Origin of the sequence: Paenibacillus sp. 598K (assembly GCF_003851045.1) — a bacterium.
GTDB lineage: Bacteria > Bacillota > Bacilli > Paenibacillales > Paenibacillaceae > Paenibacillus_D.
Genome location: NZ_BFBX01000088.1, coordinates 84,968 through 97,754, shown reverse-complemented (window position 1 = coordinate 97,754; position 12,787 = coordinate 84,968). Strand labels below are relative to the sequence as shown.

General features: G+C 55.2%; 10 protein-coding genes. 7 read left to right on the top strand and 3 right to left on the bottom strand.

Annotated features, from left to right (window positions below):
- Nucleotides 1-184: 184 nt before the first annotated feature.
- The 5 genes from yunB (at nucleotide 185) to PA598K_RS24105 (ending at nucleotide 5,056) form a co-directional block, all read left to right on the top strand.
- On the top strand, nucleotides 185-1,030 hold the full coding sequence (gene yunB, locus PA598K_RS24125) for a sporulation protein YunB (RefSeq protein WP_128659409.1): 846 nt from the start codon (nucleotides 185-187) through the stop codon (nucleotides 1,028-1,030).
- Between the two features lie 254 nt (nucleotides 1,031-1,284).
- Complete coding sequence (locus PA598K_RS24120) at nucleotides 1,285-1,944, top strand: response regulator transcription factor (protein WP_128659408.1); 660 nt, start codon at nucleotides 1,285-1,287, stop codon at nucleotides 1,942-1,944.
- Nucleotides 1,941-3,362 carry a sensor histidine kinase gene (locus tag PA598K_RS24115; protein ID WP_128659407.1) on the top strand — a complete coding sequence of 474 codons (1,422 nt, stop codon included), beginning with the start codon at nucleotides 1,941-1,943 and terminating at the stop codon, nucleotides 3,360-3,362. The genes PA598K_RS24120 and PA598K_RS24115 overlap by 4 nt, the downstream gene beginning before the upstream one ends.
- Nucleotides 3,359-4,093, top strand: coding sequence for a hypothetical protein (locus tag PA598K_RS24110; protein ID WP_128659406.1), 735 nt, complete (start codon nucleotides 3,359-3,361; stop codon nucleotides 4,091-4,093). The genes PA598K_RS24115 and PA598K_RS24110 overlap by 4 nt, the downstream gene beginning before the upstream one ends.
- Before the next feature lie 243 nt (nucleotides 4,094-4,336).
- Entirely contained in the window at nucleotides 4,337-5,056 is a 720-nt protein-coding gene (locus tag PA598K_RS24105; protein WP_307719894.1) for a M15 family metallopeptidase, read from the top strand.
- 41 nt (nucleotides 5,057-5,097) lie between these two features.
- Here PA598K_RS24105 and PA598K_RS24100 read toward each other — a convergent pair whose 3' ends face one another.
- Nucleotides 5,098-6,099 carry a M23 family metallopeptidase gene (locus PA598K_RS24100; protein ID WP_376739069.1) on the bottom strand — a complete coding sequence of 334 codons (1,002 nt, stop codon included), beginning with the start codon at nucleotides 6,097-6,099 and terminating at the stop codon, nucleotides 5,098-5,100.
- Nucleotides 6,100-6,430: 331 nt separating this feature from the next.
- Between PA598K_RS24100 and lipA the strand changes: the two genes are divergently transcribed.
- Together lipA and PA598K_RS24090 are read left to right on the top strand one after the other, a co-directional pair.
- Complete coding sequence (lipA, locus tag PA598K_RS24095) at nucleotides 6,431-7,396, top strand: lipoyl synthase (RefSeq protein WP_376739068.1); 966 nt, start codon at nucleotides 6,431-6,433, stop codon at nucleotides 7,394-7,396.
- 49 nt (nucleotides 7,397-7,445) lie between these two features.
- A complete protein-coding gene (locus PA598K_RS24090) occupies nucleotides 7,446-8,462 on the top strand; it encodes a YutD-like domain-containing protein (RefSeq protein WP_128659403.1) in 1,017 nt (338 codons plus the stop codon).
- Nucleotides 8,463-10,221: 1,759 nt separating this feature from the next.
- Here PA598K_RS24090 and PA598K_RS24080 read toward each other — a convergent pair.
- A complete protein-coding gene (locus PA598K_RS24080; RefSeq protein WP_128659401.1) occupies nucleotides 10,222-11,961 on the bottom strand; it encodes an ABC transporter ATP-binding protein in 1,740 nt (579 codons plus the stop codon).
- Nucleotides 11,962-12,759, bottom strand: a complete 798-nt coding sequence (locus PA598K_RS24075; RefSeq protein ID WP_128659400.1) for an NAD kinase — start codon at nucleotides 12,757-12,759, stop codon at nucleotides 11,962-11,964.
- Between the last annotated feature and the right edge of the window lie 28 nt (nucleotides 12,760-12,787).

The following is a 12,787-nucleotide window of genomic DNA, read 5'->3' as shown; positions in this document are numbered from 1 at the left end:
GCTGCGATACCCGCGAGGGACTCGCCATGCGCAGCCAGCGTGACATAGGACAGTTGCAACGGCGCACCTGCCCCGACAGCAACCGATTAGCAGGGTTGACCTTCTTTTTGCCGCCTCCCGAGCATAAGCTGATACAAAGCGGGACGAGAATGCGGGGCTAGCGCTGCGACAGGAGGGGATGCGGATGGCGAGATGGGGCAGACCGCGATGGCGGGTCGGTATTGGCGGATTCGGGGGCGGACAGGGGCGGCCCAGGCCGTCGCGCTTCAAGTCCTCCGCCGCCAAGCCGCCGCGCGGCAAGCGACGACGGAGATGGCTATGGATCATTCTGATCGCGATCATGCTGCTCTCCTTCCAGTTCTTCATCTTCATGGAGCGCAATCTGCGGCCGCCGCTCATGAATATCGCCGAGCTGCGGGTGAAGCAGGTGGCCACGCAAGCGATCAACAAGGCGATCAGCGAGCAAGTGGCCGGACGCGAGGGGCTGGAGGATCTGATCGATTGGAAGATGAGCGAGAGCGGCAAGGTGTCGGGCTTCGCGATCAATTATACGGAGCATATGCGCATCACCTCGGAGACGATCAACACGGTGCAGACGACGCTGCAGGATGTGAAGAATGTCCCCGAGCGCATCCCGATCGGCCGGGCGCTTGGCAGCGCGATCCTCTCCTCCTTTGGTCCGCGCGTGCCGGTGCGCTTCGAGCCGGTGGGCGCGGTCAAAGCCGATCTGCACACCCGTCAGGAGGATGTGGGCATCAACAATGTGCTCGTCGAGGTGTATATCCGGGTGACGACCGAGGTGGCGATCATCATCCCGTTCGATACGAAGCCGCAGATCGTCGAGGCGGAGATCCCGATCTCTTATCTGCTCGTCGTCGGCGACGTGCCGATGTATTATTACGACAACAAGGGCAATCCGGTCGGCAGCAGCGCCGGCGGCGCGCCCAATATCGCGGTCCCGATGGAGCGGCTCGAGGAGCGCCGCAGCGGCATCATCGAGGGCACGCAACCGCAGCAGCCCCAGCCATAATCGTGTGCGCCCAGAGGTCCTCTCTCCGGAGAGTTGGCCTCTGGGCGCTTTGAATTGTAGGTATAGCAAAAATAAAGAAGGGGAGCGGCGCGCTAGCCGCTTCCCTTCTTTTTGGCTGGAGATAATAGAAGTTAAAGGCTGCGCTCATCTAGATGATTGACCCCGACTAGGATTATCGTTAGAAGATACAACTAGGATACAACTTTTCGTTACAATAGAAGATGAGACAGGTCTGCGATCGAAGGGGGATTCGAATGATTCGCATATTGATTGTAGAGGATGAGCAGCCGATATCCGATTTAATCCGTTTGAATCTGTCGGATGCCGGTTACTTTTGCGATTGTGCGTTTGATGGAGGCGAGGCTATTCGTTTGCTTGAGCAGCGCCCGTATCATTTGGTTTTGCTGGATGTGATGCTTCCCGCATTCGACGGCTATGACATTATGGAGTATGTGAAGCCATTGCTTATCCCGGTCATTTTCGTCACAGCCAAATCCCAGGTGGAGGATCGGGTAAAGGGCTTGAGACTGGGCGCGGATGATTATTTGACCAAGCCTTTTGAAATCATCGAGCTGCTGGCGCGCGTAGAGGCGGTGCTGCGCCGATATAACCTGGGCCAATGGATTTTTACAATCGGTGACGTCACGTTGGATCTGCAAGCAAGAACGGTCCAAAAGAACGAGGAGAACGTTGCTTTGACGAAAAAGGAATTTGAGCTGCTAACGCTTTTTGTGCAGAATAAAAATATTGCGTTAGTCCGAGATAAAATTTATGAAAAGGTGTGGGGGGAGGAAGAACGGGGAGATAGCCGCACGGTTGACCTTCATGTTCAGCGATTAAGAAAAAAACTGGGCTGGGAGCACCGCATAGCTGCAGTATATAAGGTGGGTTATCGACTGGAGCTGGAGTCGTGAAGCTAACCTGGAAAATGTTCTTCACAACGCTCGTCATGACCATGATGACCTTTAGCATTGGCGGCTATTTCCTCATTGCCGTTGTGTTTCAGTCGGCTTTTGACAAGGAACGAAACTTGGCGTTGAAGGAAAATGAAATGCTTCGCAGCTACGTTGCAACTGCGCTTCCCTATAGCTCGTCTGATGGATTGGATTCATCAAGGCGACTCCACCTCCTCCAATCTGTGATTGCTCATTTTTCGACTCCCTTTTTGTCGATACGAATCTCTGATGCTGAGGACAAGGCTTTGGCAATGCAAGGCGATTTGAATTTTGAACGAAACTATCGAGGACCAATTCCGGACAATACGATAGTGTATAATACCTGGCATAGTCACGGGAAGGCCTACATCCAGGTCATTTCGTCCGTGGAGCAGAGCGACGGCAACAAGCTGTATATCGAGACTGTGCGAGATGTGAGCTCCGTTTTTTCAGATCGGCACGATGTCTTTTCGCTATATCGCCGTTTGGTGGTGGCGATAGTGCTTATTAACGGCATCATCCTGTTTTTTATCACGACTTGGACGCTGTTGCCGCTAAAGAAGCTCGCGAAGACTGCTCAGGAAATAACGAAAGGGAATTATGAAGAGCGAGCAGCCGTCACAACAAACGATGAAGTCGGGATGCTGGCGACGGATTTCAATAGAATGGCGGGGCGTCTGGAGTCCAAAATACGCGAGCTGGAGTATACAACGCTGCGGCAGCGCGACTTTATCGGCAGCGTCGCGCATGAATTAAAGACGCCGCTCACTTCTATTATCGGGTATGCCGATATGCTGCGATCAAAAAAATTGACAGAAGAAACAAAAATGCTCGCTGCGAATTATATCATTACGGAAGGGAAAAGGATGGAGACCCTCTCATCCAAGCTGCTGGAGCTGTTCGTCGTGCAAAATCGCAGCTTCGACATTCAGCCAGTAAGCATTCAAAAGCTGCTGTATAGCCTGCAACAGACGATGGGGCTGATCCTTCAACGGGAAGGGGTTGCTTTTGTAGTGTACGCAGAGGCTGCGATCCTGCATGTCGAACCCAATCTCATGACTTCGCTGCTCGTGAACTTGATCGACAATGCCAGAAAAGCGGCTCTTCCGGAACCGCATAATCATCAGATTACGGTATCGGGTCAGATGACGGCTGAAGGGAAGTATACGATCGTCGTTGAAGATAATGGCAAAGGTATTCCAGAGCAGGAGGTGTCTCGCGTGACAGAGGTTTTCTATACGGTGAACAAGGCGAGAGGCGGCGGCTCGGGCTTCGGCATCGGTCTCGCTTTATGTAGCGAGATTGTCGCATTGTTCCAAGGAATCATGAGAATTGATTCTCGTCTGGGGCAAGGCACCCGTGTGTTTATCGAGTTTGCAGGAGGTGCTGAGGAATGAAGGGGAGCGTCAAGCTTTTCATGGCCATTTCTTTATCATTGCTGGCGCTTCTGACCAGCCTGTTCCTGCCGGAATGGATTACTTCTGTTTCAGATCGAGATACGAGCGGCATCGTCCAGCTGAGGCCTTTGCAGCCTCTTGTTCAAGAGAGCGAACCTTCCCTGTGGAACAGCTTGCAGCTCCTGTCGGAGGAATCGACGGATATAGAAAAGGTCAGTCTTGAGTCAGGTATCCGGTTCGATGAACAAACGGCCAGGGGGAGGTTTATGGAGGAGGCGCATAAGCTGTCCAAGCTGGAAATCCTCCAGGCTTTTGAAGACGAGCGATTCTTCTTGTATGATATGAATGTTGCCTTGTATACAAAGCGAGACGATCCTGGCATTCAGGCTGTATTATGGACGGTTTACTTTCAACACAATGGTGATAAGGGCGAGCTTTATTTGGATGATGCGACGGGGAAGGTTCTGTTGTATACAGGGTTATCTGAGAAGCCGATTGAAATGGACGGCAAAAAGCTGATCGAATCCTGGAGCTCTTATCTTGGTCTTGAAGTCGTGGAAAATAAAAACAGAGTACTGATAGATTATTATATGGAAAAGGATGGGAAATTTCTGGATATTAGTAGAAGTTACGAGGCTTATAATTACAGACTTGTCTCGTCGCAGCATACAATTTTGATTACAGTATATATCTTTTCACACGGCTATTTAATGAGGTATCTCAAGGCATGAATGATGCCAATTTTCAACCTCTACTATAAAGGTAACTCCAAGCGATCGTTTTATCGTTTGGAGTTTTTTTGTTTTCACCTTGAGGAAATTTGGAGATGATTCTTCCTCGATACAAGCCAGATGCAACTATGATTCAAACGGAGTCTATAATGCGGAGCATCAAGCAGAAAGCGAGGATCTCGATGAATGAAAAGGAGTTGTAAAAGGGTAAGGTTATCCTCTCTCTATATGGAAGTCTTGGCGGTGGCTTTGCTTTTGTCCGCATGCGATTCATCCGACCTTGTGCTTAAAGATAGTCCTGAAGCAGTCGAACTAGCGGAGAGCTGGCTAATCGTGGAACAGGGAACAACGAGCGGAGTGCAGGAGAGCGATGCCGATGTCGATGTGGAAGCTTTAACTGCGTTGATCAACAAGCAGAATCCCCTTCCGGAAGGGTATACTCCTGACGATCTTGTATATCCCGAAGTCCGATTTATATTTGACGACAAGATCGAAAAACGGATGATGCGAAAGGAAGCGGCGCAAGCCCTCGAAACACTGTTCGCTGCAGCGAGCGAGGGGGGACTTCCGTTAGCCGGCGTATCCGCTTATCGATCGCATGCGCGTCAAAAGCAACTGTTCGAAGGTTATGTCAAAAGGCATGGCTTGGAGAAAGCACAGACCTATAGCGCTTATCCCGGAACAAGCGAGCATGAAACAGGACTGGCAATCGATGTGACTGGCGCAGACGGCAGTTGCGCGGCAACAGACTGCTTTGCAGACAGGCCGGAGGCAGAGTGGCTGGACAAGAATGCGTATCGCTTTGGTTTTATTATCCGATATCCGAAGGGAAAAGAGCATATCACGGGATATAAGTATGAGCCTTGGCATCTGAGATATGTGGGTGAGGCTTTGGCGTCTGAGCTTCATCAACAACAGCTGACGATGGAGGAATACGAAGGGGTATTTCCTGTAAATTCATAGCGTCTGTACTGGGGAGAAGGTAAGGGAGGGGAAGCGGCGCGCTAGCCGCTTCCCTTCTTCTTTTTGCGGTCGCTCTGCTCCCACGCGCGCAGCGACGGGTACGGGTCGAAGGCCCACTCGACGAGCCCGCGGTCGCGGTACAAGCCGTAGTGCAGATGCGGCGGAAATTTGCCCTGGGTGCCCGGCTTGCCGTAGCCCGAGCTGCCGACCCAGCCCAGCACCTGACCGGGAGTGACGACATCGCCGACCTTGATTGTCTTGTCGTAGCCGGACAGATGCGCATAGTAATGGTAGACATTGTCCAGATCGCGGATGCCGATGCGCCAGCCGCCGTAAGGGTTCCAGCCCTTGATCTCGACGATGCCATAGCAGGTGCTGCGTACCGGCAGCCCGTAATCGGCGAAGATGTCGGTGCCCTCGTGGATGCGATAGCCGCCCCAGCTCCGCCCTGTGCCCCAGGTGCTGCGGTAGGAGTAGCGGGTGCCGACGGGGACAGGGAAGGCGTGCTCGAACAGATCGAGCTTGCCGAAGGTCTGGTACACCTTGGCGAACTGGGTGATGCGCTGGACGGCGCGAGTGTTATGATAGTAGTCCCACAAGCCGATGCCGAAGTCCTCCTCGTTCGTCCCCGACTTCAAGACGTAGCTGGCGATCGTGTAGAGCAGGTCGTCATCGTCGTCCCGGCTCGCCTTGCCGTCGCCGTTGCCGTCGCGGCCGATGCCGCCGAACATGGCGATGCCTGCGAGCGCTTCGTCGTCGGGATGGGGATTGAGCGCTCCGGCCCATTCCTCCGGCGGGATGTAGATGGCCAGGAGCTGGCCGCTGGCTGTCCGTTTCTTCGGGAGCGCTTTGTTAAGCGTGCGCTCGTACTGATCGATCGCGGCGAAGTAATACCACGGAATCGTCGTCACCGCGCTCATTCGCTCGAATAAGCTGCGACGTTGAGCGAATAACTGGCTTCGGTCCTGGTTGACCGCAGGCGTTTCTTTGGCAGAAGGTGCCGTCTGCGTTTCGTTATTACTCGTGAGCGCAGTTTCCGCCATCCCCCTCGAATATTGCTCTATCGTGGCGGAGAGAGCAGCTGCGGCTGCAAACGGGAAAGCCATGGTTGCGGTCGGGACTGCGATGAGTGCGGACAACTGATCCCGCTCGTCCGGGGCAGCTGCCCAGGCTCCATTTGCCGAGCATATCGTCAGCAGGGAGAGGGTTAGCGCCGCAGCGGCGATTCGGCGGCCGGACGTATTCCATTGCCTCAAGGATAAGCACCTCCTGATCGGGATTGTCCCGCAAGCATGCGGGATTTCGTCTACATGTTATGATCTTCAAATCATTGGTTTTTATCCGATTCATGTTATAATAGACGAGATGTGACGATTGGAATACCCCACAAACGGACGCCATGCGGCGTCGTCGAATACAAATAAGGCAGGTAATGCTCCCATGCGCACGAAACAACGTGAAAAGCTGCCCAAGCCAGAATGGCTGCGGATCAAGCTGACGACCGACGGCAATTATAAGGAAATCAAGGACATGATGCGCTCCAAAACGTTGCACACCGTGTGCGAGGAAGCGCGTTGTCCGAATATTTACGAATGCTGGGCGAACCGTACGGCCACCTTTATGATCCTGGGCGACATCTGCACGCGGGCTTGCCGCTTCTGCGCGGTTAATACCGGGATGCCGACCGAGCTCGATCTGCAGGAGCCGGAGCGCGTCGCCGATGCTGCTGTGCAGATGGGCTTGAAGCACTGCGTCGTGACCTCGGTCGCGCGCGACGATCTGGCTGACGGCGGGGCGATGATCTTCGCCGAGACGATCAAGGCGATCCGTCGCAAGCTGCCGTTCTGCAGCGTCGAGGTGTTGATTCCCGACTTCATGGGGAACAAGGATGCGCTGCAGGTCGTGATGGATGCGAAGCCGGACATCCTCAATCATAATATCGAGACGGTCGAGCGGCTCTCCGATCGCGTGCGCGCCAAGGCGAAGTATCATCGTTCGCTGGAGCTAATCCGCCGCGCCAAGGAGATGCAGCCGAAGATCCCGACCAAGTCGAGCATCATGCTTGGCGTCGGCGAGGAATATGACGAGATCCTGCAGGCGATGGACGATCTGCGCGCCGTGGACTGCAACATCCTGACGCTGGGCCAATACTTGCAGCCGACGCCGAACCATCTGGCGATCGAGCGTTATGTGCATCCCGACGAGTTTGCCAAGCTGAAGGAGGAAGGACTGGCCCGCGGCTTCAGCCACGTCGAGTCCGGACCGATGGTACGCAGCTCCTATCATGCCCATGAGCAAGTGAAATCGGCGGAGCAGGCGCAGTCGACAGCCAGAGCATGAAGCCGCTCCGCATGGCCGGATGGATTCGTAGAAGGAGTGTGGATAGGCTTTGATTCATATCGGAGGACGTACATTCGAGCTGGTGCATGAGTACAAGACCGCCTGGAATGCGGAAGCGTTCCGCAACCGATACAGCGATGTGTTGGAGCGCTACGATTATATTATCGGGGACTGGGGCTATGGACAGCTGCGGCTCAAAGGTTTTTACCGCGATAGTCATCCCAAGGCGACCAAGGACACGAGCTTCACGTTTATGTCCGACTATATAAGCGAATATTGCAACTTCGGCTGCCCGTACTTCGTGCTGCTAAAGACGGGGACTGCCAAAAAGAACGACCCGGGCAAGGAGGGCGGCGACTCGGACGAAAGCGAGCTGATCGAGTTGTCCGAGCCGGGACTGTCCGAGCGTCACGCTCCGCCGGCTGCGGTTATCGCGGCAGTATCGGAGCCTGTCGCGGCGACGGGCGGCCAAGGCGCGCCGCAAGGTCAAGGCGGCTCCGGGCCACGGCAGCGTCCCTATAAGTCGCGCAACCGCGGCTCGCGCTCGAGCGGCAAGCCGCGTAACGCCGAAGGCAAGGGGCATGAAGGCAGAGCCTCCGAGTCCAGAGGCCACGAAGGTGGCCGAGCGCATGAAGCGAAGGGCCAGGAAGCGAAGGGCCAGGAAGGCCGACCGGCTGACGGCAAACGCCAGGAAGGTCGAACGCAAGAAGGAAGAGGCCAGGAAGGTCGGTCTCAGGAAGGGCGTGCCCAAGAGGGCAAGCCTGCGTCTGCTCATCCCGCCGGTGCCAGACAGGGCGAAGGCAGATCAGGCGGCCAAGGCGGCGGCCACCAGGGCGGAGCGCGCAACCAGGACCATAAATCGGGCGGCGCGATGACCGCTGGTTCCGCTCGCAGCGAAGGCCGTTCCGGTCACGAGGGTCGTCCAGGTCAGCAATCGCAGCAGAGCGGCGGCAAGCCTCAGGAGCCTAAGCCTCGCGAAGCGAGAGGCGGCGCGGACAAGCCGCAGGAAGACAAGAAAAGAGACGGACAAGCACAAGAAGCGCGGACGGGACAAAGCAGAACCTAAGCGTAGGCAAAACAAAAATGGTGATCCAGAGGGCAGCCTCGGGATTACCTTTTTTTTGTTGATTGGGAAATTATGCAACATCCTAAATTGTGGATAAAATGGCCGACTAAATAGGAGGGGATGGAGAGAGGTGAACCATTGAAGAAGCGAGGTTTAGTCAAACAAATTTTAAAGGATCACTTTCAAGGTTCTGGGATCTCCATGCAAATCAGTTCCCCGAAGAATTGCAGCTCGCCATCCCGGAGGCGGTAAAGAAAGAGACCCGTTGCGGCACGAAAGATATGGGATATGCCAGATACGAGTGCAAGGGTAGTGGAAAATTGGTGAGAAAGGAAAAGCCGGCGACAGAGTAGTCGCGGCTAGTAAGCTAAGTCACCGTCAGGTGATTTAGTTCCTCGTATGAAATAAATGTCTGCTTTATGGCCGCTCTATGGCCGATATCGTCCATAAATCCGTGTTATTATGATATTGTCAGGCAGGAAGGCGATCAGCCATCCCGCCGAATGTAGAACTGATATTGGCTTGAAACATAGTACATCTCGGTGATCCGGACAGTGTACTTGCTGTGACGATCGAGTGGGCCACCGTAGTCTTCCAGGCGGTCGCCGTCCCAAACCTTCCCTTTAGTCGGCGGAGGAACTCTGATAAAAGAAGGAGATAGTAGCCGATGGACTTCATGCATACATTGGTGATCATTGCCACAGTAATAATATTGTTGTTGGTTTGTATCAGAATAGTAAGACAGCTTGACTCGAAACAACAAAAAAATAGAGTAGAGAATGTGGCAATGATTATTGCGGCGGGGCTATGTGCATACGTAGTCAGAATACAAAACGAGCTGCTATCAAACATCCTTCTTGCTCTTTGTGTCGTTGTTCTAGGATATTATCTTGTTACTCTCTGGAAGAAAAAATAAAAGCTTGCTTACGTGATGATGACCTTATTCATTACGTGAGCAATTTTATTGGCATGATAAGCAAGGATGAGATATCTGTCCATAAGATAGCCTGTTCCTAGTGGTGGTAAGCGCATAAGCTCATACGACGGGCGTCACTCATTTTTCTGGGTGGAGCTCTTTTTGTTGGCTTCGCATTATCTGGCTTCACGAAAAAAGAAGGGGAAACATGGGGAGGGCTGGGAGTATGACGCTGCCTAACGGATGGCCGTAGACGAAAAAGAGCCCAGCTTTCGCCGGGCGATATAAATCATGTTCAGTTTGTTCTGTTCGGAAACTCGAGCTTCTCTTTTAAAGCAGATTGAAGTGTCTGCGAGAAGTTGAGGCCAGCAGCTTCAGCTTCATCAATTGAGCCATTGAGGGATCGTCAGTGTCTTCTTCACGGTCCGATTTTGCAGCTCATCGCGGATCGGAGCAGTTTTAGCCGTGGCCACGTTCACGAACGCGCCTTTCTCGGCGTCGTAATGGTATCAGGTTCGTGAACGGGCTTGATGGACTTGGAATGGACATCGCTGTCTCGCTCCACTCCGTAAAGGTGAAGCGCCAGGGCTTCCTGGGCCATGCTGAGTGCCTCCTCCAGGTTGTCGCCTTCAAGTGCACTTTTGTTCCTCTGCCGTAAGGCGATACTGGTCATGGGAGCTCATATGGAGCAGCGGTCAACTCCCCCGGTCGCCCCCTCCGGTCAGCCCCCTCAGTCAGCGCCCACGGTTAGCTCATCTAGCCAGCTCCCTGAGTCCCTCTCGGTCAACTCCCACGACCCACCTCTCTGCCAGACCTCGCGGCTCAACTCCCGTCCCCCCCCGTCTATAGATGCTGCACATTATACAGCCTCGCGTAGGCTCCGTCCCGCCGCATCAGCTCGTCGTGCTTGCCCTGCTCGACGATGGCGCCGTGCTCCATGACGATGATCTGGTCGGCATGGGTGATCGTCGAGAGGCGATGCGCGACGATGATCGTCGTCCGGTACGCAGCGAGCTCCTTGAGCGCTATCTGGATCAACTGCTCGGACTCGAGGTCGAGCGCCGATGTAGCCTCGTCGAGGATAAGGATGGCCGGGTCCTTGAGGAAGACGCGGGCGATCGCGATCCGCTGCTTCTGGCCGCCCGAGAGCTTGACGCCGCGCTCGCCGATCTCGGTGTCGTAGCCCTCCGGCAGCGCCGTGATGAACGCTTCGGCGTTGGCGCGCCGCGCCGCCTCGCGCATCTGCACCTCAGTGGCGCCGGGGTTGCCGAGCAGGATATTCTCCCGCACGCTGCCGCTGAACAGGATGTTGTCCTGCAGCACCATGCCGATCTGCGCGCGCAGACTGCGGATCGTCAGCTGGCGAAGCTCGTGGCCGTCGATGCGGATCTCGCCCTCCTGCACGTCGTAGAAGCGCGGCAGCAGGCTGATCAACGTCGATTTGCCGCCGCCGCTCATCCCGACCAGCGCCACGGTCTCGCCTGGGGCCATGCGCAGGCTGACGTCGCGGAGCACCCAGTCATTGTCTTCGCGATAGCGGAACGACACATTCGTCAGCTCGACCGCTCCCCGGACCTCGGTCAGCTCGCGGGCATCGGGAGCATCGATGACATCGGCCGGCTCGGCGAGCAGCTCCATGACGCGTTCGAGCGAGGCCGAGGCCTGGGTAAGCGTCGTCGAGGCGGTGACGAGTCGCCGCAGCGGTGTATACAGCCGGTCCAGGTAGCCGTAAAAGGCGACGAACTCCCCAAGCGACAGGTCCTTCGTGATGACGAGGTAGCCTCCGTACGCGAGCACCAGCAGCGGCGACAGCTCGGTCAGCGTATTGATGATGCCCGTCGTCAAGGCGTTCCACTTGGTGAGGGCGATCGCCCGGCTCAGGAAGTGGCCGTTTTTCTGGCCGAACTGCTCCTGCTCGTAGCTCTCCAGCGTGAAGCTCTTGACGACCGGGATGCCATTCACATGCTCATTCAGATAACCTTGCATATCGGCCAACGCCGCCGAGCGATTGCGCGAGTAGTCGCGCAGCCGCTTGTAGAGCTTCTTGACGGCATAGCCGTAGAACGGCAGCACGAGGATGGCGACCAGCGTCAGCGGCACATTCATGGTCGCCATGATGACGATCGCAATCGTCAGCGTGAAGATGTCCAGCCACACATTCATCAGCCCCGTCTCGACGATCGCCTTGGTCTGCTCGGCGTCGTTGACCATACGGGAGATGATCTCGCCGCTCTTGCGACTCTGATAGAAGCGCAGCGACAGCTTTTGCAAGTGCGCGTACAGCTTGTTGCGAAGATCGAACAGGATCTTGCTCGTCGTTAGCTGGGCATAGTATTGACGGTAATATTCAATCGGATAACGGACGATGATGAACAGCACAAAAGCAAGCCCGATCACCGTCAGCAGTTGGCTGATCTGATCGGCGGCGGGCTTGTCGGCCATCAGGATATCGTCGATGACATATTTCAGGAACAAGGGCAGCAGGAGCGGGATTGCGAATTTGATCATCCCGATCGCGAGCGTGAGCGCGACAAGCCCCTTGTAGGGCTTGACGAACTTCAGATACATGCGCAGTTCTTTCATCTATCGTACATCGTAGCCAAGGAATGCCTCGCGCACCCGGTTCCAGAACGGGAACGGACGATAACGGGCGAATCGGATCCGCTGATCGGAGACGCTGCAGCGGATGGCGTGGATGTCCTCCCTCTCTATATTAATATGATCGATCGCGAGCAGCAGACGCTGCTCCTTCTTGGAGATGATGTCGACATGATGATGCTCCGGCAGCACGATCGAGGAGCCAAGCGTCCGGTAGACGCGGTTATTAATCGAAGCGATCTCGGCGATCTGCAGCGACGGGATCGATGGATGCAGGACAGCGCCGCCGACGCTTTTGTTGTACGCGGTGCTGCCGGTCGGCGTCGAGATGACGATGCCGTCGCCGCGGAACATCTCGAACAGCTCGTCGTTGACATTGATCTGTGCGACCAGGGTCGCATTGACGCCCTTGAGGGTGAATTCGTTCAGCGCCAGATACTCGGTCTTGCCCTCCGTCGTCTCCAGCTCGATCTTGGCAAGCGGATAGCGTACCAGGAATGGCTCGGCTGTGGCCATTCGTTCGACCAGGTCCTCGAGCTCATGGGCTTGCCAGTCTGCGTAGAAGCCAAGATGGCCGGTATGTACGCCGATGAAGGATACATGTTGAAGCTTGTGCAAAAAGCTGTGGAACGCTTGAAGCAATGTGCCGTCCCCGCCGATCGAGATAACGATCTCGGGCTCGTCCTGATCGTGTGTAAATCCTTTGTCCGCCGCCAGTCGGTGTAGTTTATCCGCGAGACCTTGGGAGAGCGAGTCCCCTCGGTCCAGTACAGCATATCTCAACAATAACGGCCCCTTCCTCGTCTTGATC

Bases quoted from the DNA above. Each gene is read 5' to 3' on its own strand.
- yunB (WP_128659409.1), top strand. From the start codon at position 185: ATGGCGAGATGGGGCAGACCGCGATGGCGGGTCGGTATTGGCGGATTC.
- PA598K_RS24120 (WP_128659408.1), top strand. From the start codon at position 1,285: ATGATTCGCATATTGATTGTAGAGGATGAGCAGCCGATATCCGATTTA.
- PA598K_RS24110 (WP_128659406.1), top strand. From the start codon at position 3,359: ATGAAGGGGAGCGTCAAGCTTTTCATGGCCATTTCTTTATCATTGCTG.
- PA598K_RS24100 (WP_376739069.1), bottom strand. From the start codon at position 6,099: ATGGCGGAAACTGCGCTCACGAGTAATAACGAAACGCAGACGGCACCT.
- PA598K_RS24080 (WP_128659401.1), bottom strand. From the start codon at position 11,961: ATGAAAGAACTGCGCATGTATCTGAAGTTCGTCAAGCCCTACAAGGGG.